This is a genomic window from Rhodopirellula sp. UBA1907 (assembly GCF_002337565.1).
GTDB lineage: Bacteria > Planctomycetota > Planctomycetia > Pirellulales > Pirellulaceae > Rhodopirellula > Rhodopirellula europaea.
The window spans coordinates 47,438-69,061 of the sequence record NZ_DDGH01000106.1; the positions used below are offsets into that span (position 1 = coordinate 47,438).

At 55.4% G+C, this 21,624-nt stretch carries 12 protein-coding genes; 4 read left to right on the forward strand and 8 right to left on the reverse strand.

Annotated elements, in window-relative coordinates:
- Positions 1–18: 18 nt before the first annotated feature.
- The 3 genes from B2R17_RS26555 to B2R17_RS26565 all read right to left on the reverse strand — a co-directional run bounded on the left by B2R17_RS26555 (position 19) and on the right by B2R17_RS26565 (position 4,709).
- Complete coding sequence (locus B2R17_RS26555; protein WP_286766366.1) at positions 19–2,766, reverse strand: PSD1 and planctomycete cytochrome C domain-containing protein; 2,748 nt, start codon at positions 2,764–2,766, stop codon at positions 19–21.
- A 184-nt stretch (positions 2,767–2,950) separates the two neighbouring features.
- Entirely contained in the window at positions 2,951–3,430 is a 480-nt protein-coding gene (locus B2R17_RS26560; RefSeq protein WP_286766367.1) for a hypothetical protein, read from the reverse strand.
- Between the two features lie 4 nt (positions 3,431–3,434).
- A complete protein-coding gene (locus B2R17_RS26565; RefSeq protein ID WP_286766368.1) occupies positions 3,435–4,709 on the reverse strand; it encodes a competence/damage-inducible protein A in 1,275 nt (424 codons plus the stop codon).
- A gap of 194 nt (positions 4,710–4,903) precedes the next feature.
- On the opposite strand from B2R17_RS26565, the gene eboE reads away from it, so the two are divergent.
- Together eboE and B2R17_RS26575 are read left to right on the forward strand one after the other, a co-directional pair.
- The gene (gene eboE / locus B2R17_RS26570; RefSeq protein WP_286766369.1) at positions 4,904–6,304 is read left to right on the forward strand and encodes a metabolite traffic protein EboE; all 1,401 of its coding nucleotides are present in this window, start codon (positions 4,904–4,906) and stop codon (positions 6,302–6,304) included.
- 124 nt (positions 6,305–6,428) lie between these two features.
- Positions 6,429–7,169, forward strand: a complete 741-nt coding sequence (locus B2R17_RS26575) for a pyridoxine 5'-phosphate synthase (RefSeq protein WP_286766370.1) — start codon at positions 6,429–6,431, stop codon at positions 7,167–7,169.
- Between the two features lie 145 nt (positions 7,170–7,314).
- Here B2R17_RS26575 and B2R17_RS26580 read toward each other — a convergent pair whose 3' ends face one another.
- The gene (locus tag B2R17_RS26580) at positions 7,315–8,805 is read right to left on the reverse strand and encodes a hypothetical protein (RefSeq protein WP_286766371.1); all 1,491 of its coding nucleotides are present in this window, start codon (positions 8,803–8,805) and stop codon (positions 7,315–7,317) included.
- On the opposite strand from B2R17_RS26580, the gene B2R17_RS26585 reads away from it, so the two are divergent.
- Together B2R17_RS26585 and B2R17_RS26590 are read left to right on the forward strand one after the other, a co-directional pair.
- Entirely contained in the window at positions 8,799–9,857 is a 1,059-nt protein-coding gene (locus tag B2R17_RS26585; protein WP_286766372.1) for an extracellular solute-binding protein, read from the forward strand. The genes B2R17_RS26580 and B2R17_RS26585 overlap by 7 nt on opposite strands.
- Positions 9,858–10,330: 473 nt before the next feature.
- A complete protein-coding gene (locus B2R17_RS26590; RefSeq protein ID WP_286766373.1) occupies positions 10,331–14,803 on the forward strand; it encodes a PVC-type heme-binding CxxCH protein in 4,473 nt (1,490 codons plus the stop codon).
- Between the two features lie 316 nt (positions 14,804–15,119).
- Here B2R17_RS26590 and B2R17_RS26595 read toward each other — a convergent pair whose 3' ends face one another.
- The 4 genes from B2R17_RS26595 to B2R17_RS26610 form a co-directional block, all read right to left on the reverse strand.
- Positions 15,120–16,277: a xylose operon transcription regulator XylR gene (locus B2R17_RS26595; protein WP_008665096.1), complete on the reverse strand. Its 1,158-nt coding sequence runs from the start codon at positions 16,275–16,277 to the stop codon at positions 15,120–15,122.
- Between the two features lie 182 nt (positions 16,278–16,459).
- Entirely contained in the window at positions 16,460–17,545 is a 1,086-nt protein-coding gene (locus B2R17_RS26600) for an EAL domain-containing protein (protein WP_286766374.1), read from the reverse strand.
- Positions 17,542–21,126, reverse strand: coding sequence for a protein kinase domain-containing protein (locus tag B2R17_RS26605; protein WP_286766375.1), 3,585 nt, complete (start codon positions 21,124–21,126; stop codon positions 17,542–17,544). Before B2R17_RS26605 ends, B2R17_RS26600 begins: the two co-directional genes overlap by 4 nt.
- Before the next feature lie 197 nt (positions 21,127–21,323).
- The coding region (locus B2R17_RS26610) for a hypothetical protein (RefSeq protein WP_286766376.1) at positions 21,324–21,624 on the reverse strand (301 nt) is incomplete at its 5' end.

Sequence of the window (21,624 nt, forward strand, 5' to 3'; positions counted from 1 at the left end):
TCTTCGCGTCGCTCCCAATTACGGAATGAACACAAACTCGTTTGCATTCAGCATCGCCCGGGTGAATTGTTGAATGCCTTCTTGCTCGATGAAACTGACGCTATCGGCTAGTTCTTCATCGGTTGGCTTTCGTTGAAAACACAACCGCCAAGCTCGCGTGATTTGATGTGACAGTGTGTCTGATTCATTTTCCAAACGCTTCGCGAATAGGTCGGCTTGTTGCATGACAAATCGACTGTTCAGAAGATTCAACGCTTGCAGTGGCGTGGTGGAGCGACTGCGTTTCGCCACGACCATGCTCGCGTCGGGACAATCAAAAGCACCGAACACCTGCTCGCGTTCTTGACGAACTTTGGTCATATAGATCATTCGTCGCCAATCTGCTGGGCCAAACGTTTGTTTTGCGTGATAGTGCCGCACGTTCTCCAGTTCCACTTCAAACGGGCTGAAGCCTGGCCCACCGGCGGCCTCAAGATCAAGCACATCGGTGACGGCAAGAATGGAATCGCGAATGGCTTCCGCCTCCAATCGTCGCGGAGGGAAACGCCATAGCAATCGAGAGGCCGCATCGACTCGGATAGCATTTTCGTTGGGCCGATTGCTTTGTCGCCATGTGCCTGAATTCAGAATGAGCCGATGGATGTGTTTGAGAGACCAATCGTGGTCCATCAGTTCGCTGGCCAGCCAATCGAGTAGCTCCGGGTGACTGGGCGGTGATCCGTTGAGTCCAAAATCACTTGGCGTATCGACGATCCCCGTGCCAAAGTGGAATTGCCACAAGCGGTTGACGATCACGCGAGCGGTCAGCGGGTTGTCCTTGCTGGCGATCCAGTTTGCCAATGCGAGACGACGGTCACGCTCGGGCGCATCGGTTGCCAAATTCAATGACGTGAAGACTTCGATCGCGTTGGGAGCAACTTGCTCACGCTTCGCGTCCGGCTCGCCGCGATAAAGACGATGAGTTGGCCCGGGTTGTACGAAGGTCCCCGCATAAACGAGCGTTGACTTCTCGAGTTGTTGCTTTTCTTCGAGAGCCGCCTGCAAACGGTTTTGCCAATCTCGTCCTTGCTGTGCTTCTGCAGAGGGAAACTTTTCGAACTGATACTTTGGACTCGCTGACGTTTTGCCAGCAAACGTTTGTCGATCCGCCGATGAAGTTAGCAATTCCCAGTTGTCAGCTTCCATGGCGGAGTCGATGCGATATTCGATCGGCAATCGGTCGCTGTATTTTCCGCTGCGATCGCGACTCCACACGATGCGGTCGATGACGGTTAGTTCGGCGAGTTCAATTTGTACCCAGCCGCCACTGGCTGATTCGACAATCCAGCTTCGGTCATTGCCGTGACGTCCATCATTGATGTGCATCAACTTGTGCTTTGGATGCACGAAGTCGCCGGACGATATTGCCTTGGAACCGCTGCTCGCCAAAGCGAAATTGAGTCCGTTGGAATAAATTTCCAGCTCATCCAAGCACCCTTCCCCGCCGGTGGTTTTCTGAATGGTGAAGCGAATGAACCTGGCTTCTCGTTCTTCGAAGACCTCTTCGTTTCGCTTTGCGTTGACTGCCGGACGGGGCTTCGACTCATCAACGATGATGAATTTCTTCAATCGGTTGGTTAGTTCTGAGATCTCCTCATCGAGCGATGCGATTCGTTTCGCGGTTTCGGGCGTGGGTGGCAGTGCGCGATCGCCATGCTGGACGCCAGCGAACACGGCTTGCATGGAGTAGTAATCACGTTGGCTGATCGGATCGAACTTGTGGTTGTGGCATCGTGCACATCCAGTCGTCAGGCCCAAGAACGCGGTGCCGGTGGTGTTGATCATGTCGTCCAACTCGTTCATCCGCTGAGTCTGTCGCAGCTTCGGATCGGACCCTTTGACTTGATCGACCGGACCAGCAACCAAGAACCCAGTGGCGACGTCCTCTCCCAGGGCATCGCCAGCGATCTGCTGCCCTACAAACTCGTCATAGGGCTTGTCGTCATTGAGCGACTCGATGACCCAATCGCGATACTGCCAGGCTGTCGGACGTTCACGGTTCATTTCATAGCCGTGAGTCTCGCCAAACCGCACCAGGTCCAACCAATACGTCGCCCATCGCTCGCCGTAATGCGGGCTGGCGAGCACACGCTCGACAAGGTTCTGCCAGGCGTCGTCACTTTCATCGGTCGCAAACGCTTCGACTTGCTCCGGTGTTGGCGGGATACCGAGCATGACAAGATACAATCGCCGAACCAAAACCCTTCGTTCCGCGGTCGGTGACAAGATCAAACCGTTGGCCACCAGTTTGTCTCGAATGAAACGATCGATGGTGCTTCCGTGCGAACGTTTCACCGGCTGAAACGACCAGTGTGATAGCTCGATGTCCGTCTTCTCAGGTCCGTAGCTTTCGGGAGTCTTGGCACCGCCGGCGATCCACGCTTTGATCGACGCGATTTCAGAATCTGAGAGCGAATCATCGGGCGGCATTTCCATACCGGATTCTTCGTGCAGAATGAGTTTCAGTAAAAAACTCTCGCTCGGTTTTCCCGGCACGACGGCGGGTTCGCCGGAGTTGCCACCGGAAATCAGAGCGGCCAGGCGGTCCAGGCGAAACTGGCTTTCCTGTTCATCCGGTCCATGGCAATCGATGCAATGAGCCTGAAAGATCGGTTCAATGTCTTTGGTGAAGTCAACGGCGTTCGCTTCACAACCCAAGATGATTGTGAAGAGAAAGGCAGAAAGACGGACCCGAGAGAAAGATCGGCCTTGTCGATTGAGCGTCATAAGCCTGACATTCCATCATGGAGAAAGATCGTCTGGTCAGCCGATTGTGCATTTGCCGCTATGGAATATACACGTCGGCGAGCCCGGTGGTGGCGTGATGGCTCTTGAAGACTGGCTTATGAAACGCTTGGCTGCTCCGGATTTCTGTTGGATCTTTCTCGTTTGGACAAGTGTCAAACGGTGGCTATTGCTCTTTCGCGGGCGTGATTTTGCCGAACAAGTGACCGCCCTTTGCATCGTGCTGCCAAGTGCCGGCGTAGCGTCCGTCGTGAATCAGAACTCGCGAAGAGAACGTTCCCAGTCCGGGGATCCAAACGGAATCCATGGTGATGACCGGGGTGCGATCCGACCAAAGGATCTTCAGTTGCATCGGGAACTCGCCGTCAGTGTCACCGTATTTGATGGCGACTTTCATCGAGTACATATCAGGCTCGGGAAGTTTCTCGCACGACTTGATCGTGTACGACTCGGGCTTCAACGCTCGATCTTCTTTGCCATCGACGGTGAAGTGGCCCGTGAACGTGGCACCGCTGAGGTACTTGGCCAATCGCAATTCGCGAGCATCTTTATCGGTCGATTCTGTTGGAGCTTGCGCGGTCGCCACGCTGACGTTGGTGACAAGTATTGTGATACAAGCGAACACCAAAACGATGGATCGAATCATGGTTTCAAACTCCTGATGGGGCGGTAACAAAACACTTTCGCAACCAGAACAAACCCGCTTTTGCGACGCGGGCGTGCAAGATGCTCGGGTGAGCTCCGAGGTGTTGTGTGATGGACGGGAACGAACCATCGGGTGCTGCGACGAGGAATGTGACATCACTTCCCGGCAGCGGATGATCGCTGGTTTGATGTAGGCTGGGGTACTCGTCGACGAGCAACACCCAGTCGGCCGACAACCGTTGACGCAGGGCGGTCAAACACGTTTCCGCGGAAGCGTCGTCGGGCATCCCGGTCCATTGTCGCAGATCGTCGAGGTTGGCGAGTGAAATTCCGCCGATGAATGCGGGAACATCCGCGGTGAACCCGGGCTCGTCCGAAACCGCCGCGAACCAATCACCCAGCGGAGCGGCGCGGCCGAGTTCCACCAACAGCAAACGTTGGCCGGCTTTGTTGAGGTGTCGGATCACGGCGTGATGTTGTTCAAACGTTTCGCCGTCGCCAAAATAGTACTCGCCCGCTTTCTCAAAAATCTCATCGCGGGTGCCGGCAATCGCGACTTCGCAAGCCTCAGGAGTTTCCCCGGTCGCAACGATGCGCAGCGAAATGGTCGCGGCGCTGACGGTGATGCCGACTCGCGGCTGGCGCTCTCGAGCGATCATGTCGCCCAGTTTGGCTTCCATGTCACTTTCGCCGATGCCAAAGAATTTCATGATGTGGTGGGCGATGTGCTGACGCTGGCCGTTGGTCGCCAGAACCGCGGGAGCCACCGATTCGTCGAACATCGTTTTCATCTCAGCCGGGACGCCTGGCAGGGCGAAGATGCGAGATTGGGTGCCGTCCTCGCGGGGCGCACGAACGTCGATGCCGGGCGCGGTCCCTTGCGGGTTGTGAATGGGGGTGGATCCCAGCGGGAACATGGCCTGGCAATGGTTGCGTTCCGGCATTTCGCGGCCGCGGCGTTTGAACATGCCGCGAATGAACTCCAGCGAAGGTTCGTGCAATTGCAGTGGCAGTCCCAGTGATTCAGCGATGGCTTCGCGAGTCAGGTCATCTCGTGTGGGCCCCAGTCCACCCGTTGCGACCACCACGTCCGCTCGTCGAGCGGCGATCCGGAAAACGTCGGTGTTGTGCGACAGGGTGTCGGCGACGGTGGTGTGGAATTGGACGTCCACGCCCAATTCGCCCAACCGTTGACTGAGCCACTGGGTGTTCGTGTCCAATCGAGCTCCGGTGATCATTTCGTCGCCGATGGAAATGATTTCGGCCGTGGTGTGTGGCATTCGGTTGGCGTGACAAAATGGATGCAAGTGGAAGGGTGAAAAGACCCGCTCGCCGCGTTCACCTGGGGCGACAAATCTTGTCACGCAGCTTAACCTTTGCGGGACAGTTCGTCATTGGAGTTGGATGACCCTTCCCGCCAGCGAACCGCACCGTCTGACGCAAAATCTCGACGCAAACTGGACACTCACCAAGCATGACATCATCGCCCACCGGTTTTCCCGACGTCACAGCGGTCATCGAAAAGTCACACGGCAAAGCGGTGGACGACGCCAAAGGAGCGAAACGTTCCAGCGATTCTGACTCGTCAATCCGTTGGACGGTGGGGTATTGCACCAACATTCACGCGGGAGCGGACGTTGCGGGCGTGACGGACAATCTGCAGAACATTTCCGCGGAAGTTCGGCGCCGGATCTTGAATTCGCAGTACGCCGATGAGAACGGTTCGCCAAAGGTTCAGACGGGCAAAAATTTCGCGACCATCGTCAGCACCGCACCGCCGTTGGGAATCGGCTTGTGGTTGTCGGCCGAAGCGACCGCGGACCTGCGACGCAACGGTCTGAAGCCGCTGACCTCGGCGATGAAACAAGCACGCTTGCTCGCCTACACCATCAACGGGTTCCCGCATGACAACTTTCATCAAGACGTTGTTAAACACGCGGTGTACTCGCCGACTTGGTGGGAAGACGAGCGAATCATCTACACGCGAGAGCTGGCGAAGATCTTGGCTGAGATCCTGCCGGCCGATACGAATCTGGGCACGATCAGCACGCTGCCGATCGGTTGGCCTCAATCGACCGATGAAGAAGGCAACCGAGTCAGTGTCACCGATGACCAGTTGCATCATGCGGGAACCAATCTGCGACGCATGGCGGAAGACCTGCGGCGATTGGAGGATCGCACTGGCAAGCGAATCGTGTTGGCGATCGAACCCGAACCAGGATGCATCTTGGACACCGCGGCCAAGGTGATCGATTGGTTTGATAAACAATTGCCCGATGCCACGCACCGTCGCTACATCGGCGTTTGCCACGACGTTTGTCATTCGGCTGTGATGGGCGAATCGCAACATGACGTGTTGGCCGCTTATGCCAAAGCCGGGATCGTTGTTGGCAAGATTCAAATCAGCAGTGCGATCGTCGTGGATTGGAGCCGAATCGCGGACACCGATCGCGAAGCAACCCTAACTCAGCTGCGGTCGTTCGCGGAAGATCGTTACCTGCATCAAACCGGGCGAGTGACGGCGTCGGGGAAGTTTGTCTTGGAAGAAGACTTGCCCGCGGTACTGGCGGATTTGGATGCCAACCCAAGTCGTTATGCGGCTGACAAGCGATGGATGATCCATTTCCATGTGCCGATCTTTGCCGAACAATTTGGACATCTGCAAACCACTCGAAGCGATGTGCTGGACACGCTGAAGAGCATCGTCGAACTGACGGATGCATCGAAGCGTCGGCAGCCGCTTCAGTTCACCGGGCACTTGGAAGTCGAAACGTACGCTTGGTCGGTGATGCCCGAATCGGCCGGGCGAAATGACTTGGCCGGCGACATTGCCTCCGAACTTATTTGGTTGCACGATGTCTTAGCGGACTGTTGATCAGCCGGTATGCGTTTGTGTCCAGTTTGTGTTCGGTAAACGGTGCCAATGCCCGGCGGCTAATGCTTCGATCTCCGGACGATAGCGACTTCCCTTTCCTTCATTTCATTTTCTCATTCCACTCATGCCGCATTTCATTGATCTCGGTGTCAACGTCGATCATGTTGCAACACTTCGTCAAGCTCGTCTGGGGCAGGAACCGGATCCGATCACCGCGGCATCGCTAGCGGAACAGGGCGGAGCGGATGGCATCACGTTTCACTTGCGCGAAGATCGACGGCATATCTCCGATCGCGACGTGGAACTGTTCGTGCAGACGGTTCAAGTGCGAACGAATTTTGAATTGGCTTGCGCGGCTGATGTTCTGGCGATCTGTTGCCGTGTGCAACCCGATTGGGCATTGTTGGTTCCCGAAAGCCGTGAAGAAGTGACCACCGAAGGTGGCTTGGACGTCGCCAGTGACTCAGGCCGCATTGCCGATGCGATCCTAATGCTGAAAGACGCCGGGATTGCAACCAGCCTGTTCCTGGACCCGGAACCCAATCAGATCGAGGCGGCTGCGAAGTTGAAAGTCGACGCGGTGGAACTGCACACTGGGCCGTATGCGTTGGCACGAGGCACCGCGGTGGAGCACGAGTTGGGGCGACTAGCGGATACCGGCAAGATGATTCGTGATGCGGGAATGCGTTTGCACGCCGGGCACGGATTGAACTACGTCAACGTGCGACCTGTCGCGGCGATCGATGGGATGGCGGAACTGAACATTGGGCACAGCATCGTCAGTCGATCGGTGATGGTCGGAATGCGCGAAGCGGTGGCGGAGATGCGGCGTTTGTTGGATAGCGTGACGATTGCGGGGCGGTGAATTGTGGGGCAAAACGGGAATTGCAAATTGCAAAATGGACGTTGCAAATTGGGGTGGTGAGATGCGGGAGGTGACGCCTCGCTTTGTTCCAAGCATTGGCTGGGTGCCATGTGGGACATGGCCTACTTTCAGAAGGTAGATGTAATCACCAGATTGGTGCGATTTGGACTTGGTAGGCTTCTTGGGTGTCGGGGGTGGCATCGACTGGGGTGTGGCCGGCGGGCAGGTTGATTCTCAGGAGGACCCACGAAGGTTCGGTGATTGCAATCACGCTTGTTCCCATCGTTGGCGTTGACTCATTGGTGGATTCTTCTGATGCGATGGCAGTGGACTTTGCCAAGTCGGCTCGTGTGATGACCGGGCGAATGTCCAGGCCAGGGATGGTTGCTCCGGCCGGTGTTGCGATTGGAAGCACGCAAACTTGCAACTGGCCAAGTGGATGGCCACGGTTGTATTCCAGCGTGATGCCCGCGGGTTCACTGATCCAATCCGGCGTGACGTGACATCGTCCGTCGGCTGCGAAACGCAGGCGGGCTCCTTTGGGAAACCACACGCCAACCGATTGCCAGGACTGATCCGGCGTCACGCTCATTTGAATGGGCACTCCGCTGGCACGGGGATCGGATGTGGATAGCTTCACCCGATGACGCGACCAATCAAAGCCATAGTCGAGATCATTCATCATCAACCGCCAGCGTGCCGATAACACGGGCCATTGTTCCGCGACTTCGCGATAGAACTCGGATGTGAACGCTTCGCTTTGATCCGAGCCGTTGTGAGCCGCTTTCAAAAAAGCGGCATTGGATTCAGGAGATTGGGTGAACAGCGAAGATGCGGCCCAGCACCACGTGTAGGCTTCGACTTCTCCGTTCAGTTCAGTGGGCAGTTTGAGAACGGATTTGAGCGTGGGCAATGTGCCCGCCTCTCGATGTTGGGCGACGATCTTGTAGCGTCCCCATCCAGGAGTGTCCAAGCGGTCGCGTGGCAACTGATTGATGGTGAACGCATCCATCGATTGTGCCAGCACCGATGTGTTCAGCGAGAGCTCCGATCGTGGTTGCTTTGAGGGCGCTGGAACTCGATCGCGATGCAGTGCCAACAATTCCGCGGTGCCCTCCATGTACCAGCTTGGGCCGCCAGCACCAAACAGTTCAAACGCGAGCGAATGAATTCCTTCGTGCAACACCAAGTGGCGGTTGTAGTACGTCGTGTCTTGGTGGCGGATCCAAATCGTCTGCGGCGTAGAGTATCCGTGGTCGAATCGCGGCACGTAGTTGGGTAGGGCACCTGACTTGCGAAACGTGTCGACGTTCCTCATCAAGTAACCTTGGATCTTCCAGTTCGCAGCCCGAGATTCCGGCACGCCCCAAAACGCCAACCATTGAGGAACCGAATTGTCAAAGGACTGAATCAGATCGTTCAGCAGCAAGGCATCGTTGACATCGCTGGTCAATCTGAGGTGCTGGCCTTCTCGCGTCAGCAAGCCGGTTTCGTCGAAGTTGTTTTCATCCGCCGAGAGCGACGGGGTGGTCAACGAAACGATCCCACCGATCGCCATCGCGAGCAGCACACGCCATAATTGAGTTTGCAAACGCTTGTCCATCATTCCTCCAGCGTACTCGGCTTCACGTGTCATTGAAAACTGTCTGCGTCCCCGTCGCTTCGTTTTCCGCCCTGCAACTCGTTTCCGTCGCCGTCTGGCTGGCGTTTTGTTCCGGTTGTGTGTCTCGTAGCGAATCCGACGTCGTCGTTTACTCGGCTCTCGACGAAGATTTCGCGGCTCCTATTTTGGCCGCGTTCGAGCGATCGACCGAGAATGAGGTGGGCGTGATCGGAAAGTACGACATCGAATCCACCAAGACAGTCGGCTTGGCCAACCAATTGATCGCCGAGGCTGACGCACCGAGATGCGATCTGTTTTGGAACAACGAGATCATGCACACGGTGCGTTTGCAGAAGCTAGGCATTCTCGAGCCTCATGATTGGCGGGTGCCGTCGACTTGGCCGCAAGACATGGTCGCCAGCGATGGGACATGGTGCGGGTTTGCTGCGCGAGCTCGGGTGTTGCTCGTCAACACAGATTTGCTGCCCAGCATCGATGAGCATCCGACTCGCGTGAACGAACTGGCGGATCCCAAGTGGGAACAGAACTGTGCCATGGCTCGGCCGTTGTTTGGAACCACGGCAACCCATTTTGCTGTGCTGCGAGACATCATCGGCAAAGAGAAGACGCTGGAGTTATTGCAAAGCATCCACGACAACGCGGTGGTGTTGTCGGGCAACAAACAAGTCGCGCAGGCGGTTTCGTCCGGCAAGGTGGCTTGGGGACTGACGGACACCGATGACGCGATCATCGAAAAGGACTTGGGGTATCCGGTCGAAATCATTTATCCCGACCAACAGCCGGAGCAACCCGGAACGCTTCGAATCCCAAACACATTGGCAATCCTGAAGAACGCTCCGCATCCGGTTGCGGCGGGCAAGCTCGCTGACTTTTTGATGACGCCTGAGATCGAAGATCGATTGGCGATGGGGCGAAGCAGTCAGTTGCCGATCAGCAAAGAGAGCAAGTTCCCTCCCGCGGTTTTGCCAAGTGAACCGGTGCGTTGGATGCGAGTTGACTTTGAGGCTGCAGCGGAAGACTGGGACGCTTGGGCGAAAACCTTGGCGGATCTGTTCGCGAACTGATCCAATCTGTTTGCTATTTCGTAGAGGACGAACGACGATTGGTTTGGTGATCGATCGCGTTGTCGTAACTAGCGAGTCGGCTGGAACGCTCGGTTCGTATTGGTGGCCCATGTGCGAACGCCCATCGGCTGATTTTCAGATTCCCAAAACGGATTGAAGCATCAGTCAGCTAACTTCGAGAGTCATGTCGGCTCGGCTGTTACGCTCGCACGGTGAAAGCGGTCTTTTTTGAGTCGGCTTGTTTTGCCGTTTTTCGCTTCGCCAATCACGCGGCTGGGTGAAATTTCACATGCGGGGTGCGTGATTTCTCATTGTTGCTCGCGTGGCTATGTTTAGCATCAAGTCGTTGTTTGCATCACAATGGCTCCGTCTGCCGCTTTGACCGCTCTTTTTCGCGCGGTCGTCATGGAAGATTCGGCGTCGACCTCCTTCCGAACACTTCGTATCACGGCACTTGTTGTCGTCCCATCCTTATGAAGAACACCTTGCTTATCGCGATCGCTTTCCTCGCGTCTTGGACGGCCACCTCGGCTTGGCATGCCGAGAACGCATCCGCCGCCGACCAGCAACGACTCAACGTGCTGTTCTTGGGCGACAACGGGCATCATCAACCCAAGCCTCGGTTCGATGAATTGCAACCCGCGATGGAAAGCAACGGCATCGACCTGACCTACACCGACGACATGTCGATGCTGAGTTTGGACAAGCTGAACGAATACGATGCATTGGTGTTGTACGCCAACATCGATGAGATCGCGAAACCGCAAGCGGACGCGTTGTTGCAATACGTCGAAGAAGGTGGCGGGTTTGTGCCGCTGCACTGCGCAACTTATTGCTTCCGCAACAACTCCGAAATCGTTGCGTTGATGGGGGCTCAGTTTCAACGTCACGGAACGGGCGTGTTTCGAACGACGCCTGACAAACCCAATCATGAAGTGATGAAGGGTTACAGCGGATTCGAAAGTTGGGATGAAACCTACGTCCATCATCTGCACAACGAGACGAACCGAACCGTCTTGGAATACCGCGTCGATTCCAGCGGACGAGAACCATGGACTTGGGTTCGAGATCAAGGCAAGGGGCGCGTCTTCTACACCGCTTGGGGACATGACAGCCGAACGTGGACCAATCCCGGATTTCTGAACTTGGTCGAGCGTGGCATTCGCTGGGTGGCAAAGAAGGATCCACAACAAGCCGGCGAGTTCGCAGATGCAGCCGCGTTCCCTGTTCCCGAAATGACCTCGCTTCCCGAAGGCGACAAGCCGTTCACGTTCACGGATGTTGGAGCCAAAATTCCGAACTACACCGCGGGTAAAAAATGGGGCGTGCAAGGCGAACTGAAGACGCTGATGCAAGATCCTCTGCCGCCAGAAGAATCGATCAAACGATATATCAATCCGAAGGGCATGCACATGGAACTGTGGGCCTCAGAAGGAGGCATCGTTGGCAAACCCATCGCAATGACATGGGACGAAAGCGGTCGTTTGTGGATTTGCGAAACGATGGATTACCCCAACGAACTGCAGCCCAAGGGCAAAGGCCGCGACCGCATTCGGATTTGTGAAGACACCGACCAAGATGGTGTGGCTGACAAGTTCACTTTGTTCGCCGAGGAGTTGAGCATTCCCACGACGTTGGTTTGCTACCGCGGTGGTGTCATCGTTCAGGACGGCCAAGAAACGGTTTACCTGAAGGACATTGATGGCGACGACAAAGCTGACTTCCGCCAAACGTTGATCACCGGTTGGGCATTGGGCGACACTCACGGTGGCGTCAGCAACTTCCGCTATGGTTTGGACAACTGGATTTGGGGAATGCAAGGCTACAACGCCTCTCGCCCGGTCATCAACGGTGAACGTCAACAAGGGTTTCGACAAGGTTTTTGGCGTTTCAAAGTGGACGCCGATCCGAATGGAGAAGCCAATGCGATCGCCGGATCCACCGCCGGAAGCGACTTCTCCGATCACACGTTGCGGGTCGACAAAGTCGAGTTCATGCGAGCGACCGACAACAACACATGGGGACTGGGATTCACCGAAGAAGGTCTGGTGTTCGGATCGACCGCGAACCGAAACCCCAGCAACTTTTTGCCGATTCCAAACCGCTATTACGAACAAGTTCGTGGTTGGTCGCCTCAGACTTTGCACATGATCTCGGACACTCACTTGTTCGATCCGATCACGCCGAACGTTCGTCAGGTCGATCAGCATGGTGGATACACCGCTGCGGCCGGTCATGGCATCTACACCGCCCGGCAGTACCCGCAAGCTTGGTGGAACCGAACCGCGTTTGTGTGCGGGCCCACGGGGCACTTGGTCGGCACGTTTGTGTTGACGCCTGATGGAGCCGGATTTAAATCCACCAGCCCATTCAACTTGGTCGCCAGCGACGATGAGTGGGCGGCACCGATCATGGCAGAAACCGGGCCGGACGGATTTGTCTGGATTCTGGATTGGTACAACTACATCATCCAGCACAACCCAACGCCGCACGGTTTTGAAACCGGCAAGGGCAATGCTTACGAGACCGACCTGCGAGACAAGAAGTACGGTCGTGTTTATCGCTTGGTCACTGATGGAGATGCATCCAAGACGGTATCGATTCCGAGTTTGAGCTCGGACGATGTACCGGGCTTGTTGGCTGCTTTGAGCCATTCCGCCATGCCGGTTCGCTCGCAAGCTCAACGCTTGTTGGTGGAGCTGGACCAGCTTGATGACGCGACGGTTTCATCTTTGTTGGAATTGATCGCCGATGAGGATCAAGACGCGATTGGTTTGACTCCCGGAGCGATTCACGCTCTGTGGACGCTGGATGGATTGGGAATGGTCGGCAGCGGCAACGCGACGATCGATGCTGCTGTTCGTGAGGCTTTGCAGCATCCCAGTGCTGGGGTTCGTCGATCGGCGGTGAAGGTGCTTGGAAGCTCCGAAGAAGACGTTCAACATCTGATCGAATCCGGCGTGTTGAGCGACGGCAATGCTCAAGTCCAATTGGCAGCGTTGCTGAAATTGGCTGAGCCGACCACGCCGACCACCGACATGGTTGTCAGCGCATTGGTTCAATCGATGAAGAGTCTCGGCGACGATCGATGGTTGCTCGATGCATGGACCAGTGCCACAGCGATGCATGCCGGTGGGGCTTTGCCAGCCGTGTTGGCATCCGCGCCGGAACGCGAACTTTCGCGATCGATCCGCCGTCGACTCAACGTGATCAGCGAACACTTCGCTCGATCGCAACCCGATGCCAAATCCCTGCAAGGCTTGATTGAATCGGTTGCCAAAACCGCTGCGGGCAACGCCTCCGGTGTTTTGGAAGGACTCGCAAAGGGATGGCCAAAAGATCACAGTGTCGAGCTTCCCGAAGCCGCTGAGTCGCAACTGGTTGCCTTGTTCGATCAAGTCTCCGTCGATCAACAAAGTCAGCTTGTTCAGTTGTCCGAGATGTGGGGCACCGACGCGTTGACCGAAAAGGTTGCTGAACTGGCCGACCAGATGCTCGAATTGGTCCAGGACGATTCGCTCAGCGATCGAGATCGAATCAGCTCGGCTCGCCAATTGGTCGCGATGCAGCCAACCGACGACGATGTGGTTTTCGATCTGCTGGAAAGCATCGGTCCGCAAACGTCACCCGCCGCAACGGTTGGAATTCTGGATGCACTGAAATCCAGTCGCAGCGAAGAACTCGGTGGTGCTTTGATCGAACAGACCGCGGCATCAACCCCGTCGGTTCGCGGTTCCATCATTCGTGTTTTGCTTTCTCGTCCCAACACAACGTTGGAATTGATCGACAGCATCGAAGCGGGGGAACTGCGAATGTCGGATCTGTCGCTCGATCAACGACAAGCTCTGAGCAACCACCCCGACAAGGCGATCAAGCAGCGAGCTGATAAGCTACTGAAGTCATCCGGTGGTGTTCCGACTGCGAACCGAGTTGCGTTGCTGCACGAGTGGTTGCCGGTTGCTCACGCGAAAGGCAATGCGACGCTGGGAGCCCAGGTGTTCAAGAAACATTGTGCCAACTGTCACCGCCACAGTGGCGAAGGAGCCGACGTCGGTCCCGATTTGACCGGTATGGCGGTTCATCCAAAGGAAGAACTGTTGACGCACATCTTGGATCCCAACCAAAGCGTGGAAGGCAACTTCCGTACGTTTGCCGTGTTGACGACCGAGGGCCAAGTCTTCACAGGGATGCTCGGTGGTGAATCGCGAACATCGATTGAATTGATCGATGCTCAAGCCAAACGGCACACGATCTTACGAGAAGAGATTGAGCAATTGAATGCTTCCAGCCAATCGCTGATGCCGGAAGGTTTTGAAAGCCAGATCAAGAAGGAAGAGATGACGAACTTGCTCGAGTTTTTGACTTCTCGGGGCAAGTACACGCCTTTGTCATTCTCCGGAATCGCCACGGCGGTCAGCACCAAAGGGATGTTCAGCGATGTTGACAACGGTCCTGACCGAATCATCTTCTCGGATTGGGGCCCGAAGGAGCATAACGGTGTGCCGTTCAGCTTGGTCGATCCTCAAGACGGACGCGTGCCGAACGTGATCCTGTTGCACGGGCCGCAAGGCAGCAAGCCACCATCGATGCCCAAGCAGGTACCGATCGTTTGCAACGCGAGTGCGTCTGCGATTCATATTCTCGGTGCCGTCAGCGGTTGGGGTTTCCCATTCGGATCCGAAGGGTCACACACCGCAACGGTTCGTCTGAAGTATGCCGATGGCGAAGTGGAAGACCACAAGCTGCTCAACGGTGTGCACTTCGCCGACTACATCCGTCGCGTGGATGTTCCGGAATCGGAGTTCGCGTTTGACGTTCGCGGCCAGCAGGTTCGCTACTTGAAGCTCACTCCGAAACGCCAAGAACCGCTCGAGACGATCGAGTTGATCAAGGGAGACGACAGCAGTTCGCCCATCTTTGTGGCAATCACGGTCGAGTCGCCCTGATCTGAAATCCGCAAGTTTTCTCGCGATCATCTCGCTGTTGCGAGATGGTCGCTTGGATGGGCTTGCGGGTTCAAAGATTTTAAACGCGGAGTGAACGGAGGAGCGGAGAACGCGGAGTGGTCTAAACAATGAAATTCCTCCGCGATCTCCGCTCCTCCGCCTCTCCGCGTTTTTGATCGAGCGCCCCGCTCGCGGATTTGACAATCAAAGCAAGTCAATTTGCTTGCCCTATCGTTCTTGGCGTTTCCGAGACCTTAAGCGCAGAACGAACGAAAATGCTGAGATACCGAACTTCGTTCCGCCAGAAAGCAGCCGATTAGATCTTCCGGAATTTGCGCCGGTAGGTCGCCGGTGGATGGCCCATGGCTCGCCGGAACGCGACGCTCATGTACTCGTGGTTCTGGAATCCGGTCCGCCGAGAGATCTGAACCAGCGTCAGGTCAGTTTCGATCAACAGATACCGCACACGTTCGATTCGGCGGCGTGTGATCTCTTGGTGAGGTGTGCGTCCCATCAAAGCCAGGAATCGGCTTTCGAAAACTCGCCGTGACAGGGGCACCTTTTTCACAACGTCTTGCACGTTGATGCCGTCGCAGCAGTGATCGCGGATGAAACGAACCGCGGCGGCGATCTCTGGATCCTTGATGGCCAGCACATCGGTCGATTGGCGGGTTGCCACGCCGAGCGGTTCGATCAAATGAGGCTCAGCGTGAACTTCTTCACCCCGCATCATCGCATCCAGCAACGATGCCGCTTCGCGACCCGTTTGGTGAGCGGCGGGCACAACGCTGGAAAGTGGCGGCGTGCACAAGTCACACAGCAGTTCATCATTGTCGACGCCCAGCAAAGCGAGTTCGCTGGGGACTTTGATGCCGTGCAAGCGGCAAACGTCCAAGATCTTCTGTGCCATGATGTCGTAACATGCCAGCACTCCGATTGGATGTTGGAGTGACAGCACCCATTCAGCCAATCGATCACGCTCACGCTTGAGTGATTGAGGGCGTCGGTCGTCGACATTGAAATTGAAAGACTGGCATTGAAACCCGTCTTCTTTTACTCGGGCCTCGAAGGCTTGACGACGCAGGATCGACCAATTGAATCGAGACTCACCGCAGAACGCGAAATTTTCAAACCCGCGTTCGCGAAAGTGTTGGTAGGCCAACTCGCCGATCGCGACATCGTTGGTTTCCACCCATGGAATATTGGGAATGCGGCGAGCGGCACTGACATCCACCACGGGGATCTTCAGACTGCGAACCGAACTTGCGATTTCCTCGTTCTCGATTCTCGCGATCAACCCATCGCCATCCCAGTCGTTCAACCAAGTCGGAGGGGCCGCCCCACGTTCCTGTTCGACCAAGTAGATCGACCAGAGGTCATGCTCATGGATGTAGGAGGCGATTCCGCCAAGCAATCCACGCGCATACGCATTGGATGTTTCGATGAGGAGAGCGACCGCTTTCTGCTTTGGCATCTTCGTCCAACAAATCAAACCATGCGAGCGAGGGCTTTCCCCGCGATCCGACGCTGGGACCGGTTGGCGATGCATTCGGTCCCACGTTGATATCAATCATAGACAATCGAGATTGACGCCTTGCGGGAAAAAAGGCATGTTGGATGTGCTATTTCACGTGATGTGTAGGTCGTCGTTTCGATTTAGAGGACGTGTTCAATCGTCGCTGGGCGGCCGTACAAGAATCCTTGTCCAAGCTCAAAGCCAAGCTGCACGCAGGTCTCGTGTTCTCCCTCTGTTTCGACACCTTCTGCGAGGGTGATTGATCCTGAATCTTGCGCGATGCGAATGAGTGATTGCAGGAGATCTTGGCGAGCGGCGGAAGCCTGGTCGATGTTTCGTATCAATTGCATGTCAAATTTGAGGATGTCCGGTGGGACTTCCACCAGCTCCAACAGTCGACCCTGTCCGGCTCCAAAATCGTCGTATGACAGTTGCATGCCCAGGTCAGCCAACTGATCGCGGAATGTCCGCATCGCGTCGACGTGCGTCACCGCGCCTTCATGAACTTCGATATTGAATGAGATAGAGGGGTATCGGTTGCGAAGTTCCATCAGGGATGAGAACAATCGGTCTGTACCCATCTCATCGGGATGCGTGTTGAGGAAGATTTTTGCGTTGGTTTTGTCGGCTGCTTTCAATCGCCGCGAGGCTTCATCACGCATCAGTTCACTGAGCGCGGCGTTTTGGCCCAAACGCTCAGCGACCTCAAACATCGCGGCGGGACTTTTCAGTTCAGGCAGGTCGCTTCGGGCCAAGACCTCGTAGCCTGGTGTTGAAGCACGATCCATGGTGATGATCGGTTGGTAGTGAGGGACAACCGCACGTTGTGAAAGTAGACGCTCGAACGTCATCAATGTTTGTGCCCAAGGAATCAATCCTTCTTCCATTGTTCCGTCGGGCAATTCTTCTTGCTGACATTGAACGCGAAAAACGGCGTTCGCGAATTGCAGCAAGTCACCTTCGGCGAGTGTCGCTTCTTGAATTGGACGCCCGTTGTGATGCGTTCCGTTGGTGCTGCCCAAATCTTCGACGTGCAGTCCATCTTCCTCGACCCAAATTTTCGCATGTTGTTTGGAGACGGAAGAGACTGCAATGCATAGGTCCGAATCGTCAGTCCGGCCGACAGTTGCGATACGACTGGGAACTTTGATCGTGCGACGTTGTTGGTTCCCGCTGCCGTATTCGGTCAGGACCCACTGAGTCGTTGGTTGTGATTGGGTGATCATGATGTCGTGTCGGAAGGGGGGAAATCAAGACGTTTCGTTCGAGTGTTGGGACTTCCTGGAAGATCCACGGACTCGATTTGGTGGTTGAGAGTCTTCAGACAATCGGCCAAGCTGCGGTCAGCGTAGATCGCTTCGGTCAGCAAGGTTCCGTCGCCAGCCAATTCAGGCAGTGCGAAGACAGCGCGAACTGTACTGCCGAAATAATCCAGTTGGTTGTTTTGCGTTGTCACCAAGGTGGGGCCGCTATGAATACCAATGCCCAGCGAAATGTCGGCGAGGTTTGAGTCGAGCCATTCTGTTCGTAGACGCTCCGCCGCAACAATCGCGTCTTCCCGGGTGGCGAAAGACGAGAGCGATTTTTCACCAATTGTTTTGACCAGCGTGCCACCCGAACCGGCAATGCACGCTTCCAAATTGTGTTGGTGGCCATGGATGGCAGCATACGCTTCTGATTCACCCAGCGAAGTGTAGAGTTCGTCAATGTCATTGATTGACGTAGCCAAAAACGTCATCGTTTCCGTGACGATTGGATTGTTGCCAGCGAATCGTTGATGAGGAAAGAGTTTGCGGAATATTGGAAGTGCCGAAGCCGTCGCCGCGGTCACAACATCACCTCGAGGGATCATGCGTTCGATTCGAACGACTTGCAGCGTGTCCAAATCATTGTGCAACGTTATTGTTTGACGACCCGCACGAAGTTTTGGAATGTGGCGAGTCGAACCAAAGCTAGTGAGCGATCCGTCCCAGGTGGAAGGAGCCGAAGTGGATTGAACCCGAACGCTTTGTGTATTGGGAAGCCGCGGTCCACGAAGAAGATAGTCGCCGGCATCAAGATCAATCGGCAACCGCAAACACTCACCGGCTTCGATGCGGACCTGGGCAACCACGTGGGGCGAATGTTCCGGGCCTCCGATGCAATATTTGCCCGTGTTGACTTCGCGAATTTCAGGATGCGATTGAAACACCATCTCAATTGCACCAGCCAAGTTGGATTGAAAGTCCACGTCACAGGCTTCGCAATGCGTGTGAGTTTCAATCTCGGCGAGTTGCCGGGTGCTTTCGGCTGAGACGCGACAGATTGGGCAGAGGATTTCCCATTGGAGATTTAGGATTCCTGCGTCGGCGGCAATCAAGCAGGCATCAATCATTTCGGTGCTAGGAATCTTCCATTGATCGGCCAGAACCAACGGACGCAGCGAAGCAAGTTCTTGCGCGGACCACTCTCTCACGACTCTGCCCAAGCAGTCAGCGACTTCGGGACGCACGCCCGCTTCGACCACTTGGCTCAGGCGTTGAATTAAACGTTGCTCTCGGGACTTCGACATTTTAGGAGTGCTAACGAAGGGATCACTGCCCTGAGTGGACGTCAATTTGCCTCTCAGTGAGCGATCCATTCGCCGATAAACCTTGTCGAGATTCCGGAAACCCTTCCAATCCGCTTCGACGGTCGTCAAGACACGTCCCAGAAAGTTACGAGGTTCGATTCGGATTTGATGCGAAAGCTGGGTCCCGCCATCGGGATGTGGTTCGAGCGTGACCACACTCATGAACCATTTGAAGGGCCCCAAGTCGAATTCGCGAAGGATGCCCATCCGCTGGCCTTCAATCCATTCAAACGGATGTTCTTCCCAAGAGACTTTAACACCGCTGAGTGTGAATGATCCAAATTTGCGGAGACCGAGTTCGGGATCCTTTTCGGTTCGGTACTCAACTGCGGGCAAGCCAACGGCTTCATTCAGTCGTTCGGTGTTGGATACAAGCGGCCACAGATTGGACGGTTCGCTTTCTAAGTGCCAAGAAGCAGTTTTCTGCCAAAGCTTCTTTTCCAGATGGCCATCCGGCAGGCGTGGGTGGGCTTGCACATCGGCTGTGTCGCCTCGCAGCAATTGCAGAACATCCGTCAGTAATTGGGAAGCATCTCCGTATCGCTGAGTTGGATCCTTTGCCATCGCGCGCTGAACGATTCGACTGGACGCATCGCTGATTTTTGCATTGCGTTTCTGAACCGATGGAACCGGATCGAAGCAGTGCATCGCGGCGAGCTTCATGAATTCGTCGGCTTGATAGGGAACCGATCCAGTCAGCAGCTCAAATAACGTGATCCCAATGGAATAGACATCAGTGGTCGGCCCGAGTTCGTCAGATGACTTGCATTGTTCGGGTGACATGTACTTGGGGGTGCCGATGACCGACCCCGCCTGCGTCACTTCCATCGATTCAGATTGATTGATGTGACGAGCGATCCCAAAGTCGGTCAGTTTGAGTTGGAAGTCGCTGTAAGGACGCTCCGTAAATAACAACTCGTCGGCGTGCGACGTTGCATCGTCGCGAAGTTTCAGTAGAACGTTCTCTGGTTTGATGTCCCGGTGAATCACTTCCTGCGAGTGTGCATCCACCAAAGCTCGCGAAAGGTCTGCGATGATCGAAAGTGCTTCTGATTCCGACAACTCGGACTGTTCGGCAAACCACGTCTTAAGATCGATTCCTTCGACGAATTCCATCGCGAAGTAGTGAAGGCCTGCATCCTCCCCGACGTCGATGAACTGGGTGATATGTTCGTTCTGCACATTGCCAAGCAGACGGGCTTCTTTGCGGAAGCGACGGATCGCGTGGGCAATGTCTTTGCCGGCATTTCGCAGGACTTTGATCGCAATCGTTTCGTTGTTGGAGCGATCGATGGCTCGGTAAACCGATCCCATTCCACCTTCGCCAATCAGTTCTTGGATTTGAAAGCGTCCCAGTTGTTGAGGGACCTCAGTGACCTGGTTTCCTCCAGCAGAATCTTTGGTCCATCGGCTCGTGCTGCCTGTTCCGATGGGGATGAACGGTGTTTGTATCACACCGGTGGTGTCGACCGAAGCTTCCTCTTTCGCTCTATCTGCGAAGGGCTCAAAGAGCGACTTCCATTGCCCCAGCGAAGGCGCCGGGTGATCGTCCGAATTCTGCAGCCATTGCTTGAGGATGACACGCTGACGACCGCGAAGATGTGCCGAAACGTTGTCTGGAAGTTTGCTGTCGAAAATGTCGGCAAGCAACCAAGCCAATAGGTCTCTCAGGCCATGCAGATCACCTTCGATTGACTGGTCCGTCTCCTCGATTCCATCCGTGCATCGAGTCCCGGTGAAGTCGACGTGAATCGACACATCCGATGGTTCGCCAGCGGCCGAAACCAGAATTGTGGAGGCATGAAATCCACCTTGGTGCAAACCGACCCGATGGGCTTCGGCGCAAGAGTCTACTAGCTGCGCCGAGATACGAAGTCTGGCAAGTAGTTCCAGTCCAGCGGCCCGGTTCGAAAGACGGTCCGTGATTGGATCCAGTCCATGGGGAATGCCGAGTTTGAGCTCCAAGACGCCGTTGTCGGAATGCGATGGTATCGCTGTGCGTATGCACCGGTGGTCGACCAGCGGAAACAAACTGGACTGCAAAGTGATTTGCTCGATGCGGTCGGGAGTGGCTCGGTTGAGCACACGCCATTCAAAATCACCATTGTCGACGACAATTTCTCCATCAATCCCAGCGGAAATCATCCGAAGAGGAGTCGAAGCAATTTGGACGTCGAGGGTGGCATCGCTGAGCATGAGTCACATCACAAGAGGAATGTGACACCCGAAGATTGGACCGCGCACGCGAAAGTCCTGATTTGCCGAACATCACCAAAAAATGTGGCTCAGCATTTGTCGCATGACGTCAAAATCGCATTAAACAGCGATTGAACCCCGTTGTAACGTGACTTTTTTGTCAAACGCTTAGGGTTGTAACAATTGAAATGGGCTGCTTAAGGAACCAGGTCGACCGAGAAACTAGTTGGTGCGGCAACGGGTAGCAGCGGAGCGAATTGGGCGTGGTGAGCGCTTTTTGCATTGCCAAACGGATACCAAACCAAACCGAGAAAAGCATCAACGGTTCCAGTGTCCGCAGGAGTTGTCAGGTTAGTTTCACCGTACATTGCGATGGAATCGTTCAATGGTGCCAAGAAATCTGCACCCAAAACGACCGCATCGTCATGAGCAGACGCGGCTCCGAAGGCGGCATTCGATTCACCGTGTTCGTCTACCAATCCAAGCGAAATGGTGCCC

Coding starts and splice junctions, on each gene's coding strand:
- B2R17_RS26555 (WP_286766366.1), bottom strand. CDS start 2,766: ATGACGCTCAATCGACAAGGCCGATCTTTCTCTCGGGTCCGTCTTTCT.
- B2R17_RS26560 (WP_286766367.1), bottom strand. CDS start 3,430: ATGATTCGATCCATCGTTTTGGTGTTCGCTTGTATCACAATACTTGTC.
- B2R17_RS26565 (WP_286766368.1), bottom strand. CDS start 4,709: ATGCCACACACCACGGCCGAAATCATTTCCATCGGCGACGAAATGATC.
- eboE (WP_286766369.1), top strand. CDS start 4,904: ATGACATCATCGCCCACCGGTTTTCCCGACGTCACAGCGGTCATCGAA.
- B2R17_RS26575 (WP_286766370.1), top strand. CDS start 6,429: ATGCCGCATTTCATTGATCTCGGTGTCAACGTCGATCATGTTGCAACA.
- B2R17_RS26580 (WP_286766371.1), bottom strand. CDS start 8,805: ATGACACGTGAAGCCGAGTACGCTGGAGGAATGATGGACAAGCGTTTG.
- B2R17_RS26590 (WP_286766373.1), top strand. CDS start 10,331: ATGAAGAACACCTTGCTTATCGCGATCGCTTTCCTCGCGTCTTGGACG.
- B2R17_RS26595 (WP_008665096.1), bottom strand. CDS start 16,277: ATGCCAAAGCAGAAAGCGGTCGCTCTCCTCATCGAAACATCCAATGCG.
- B2R17_RS26600 (WP_286766374.1), bottom strand. CDS start 17,545: ATGATCACCCAATCACAACCAACGACTCAGTGGGTCCTGACCGAATAC.
- B2R17_RS26605 (WP_286766375.1), bottom strand. CDS start 21,126: ATGCTCAGCGATGCCACCCTCGACGTCCAAATTGCTTCGACTCCTCTT.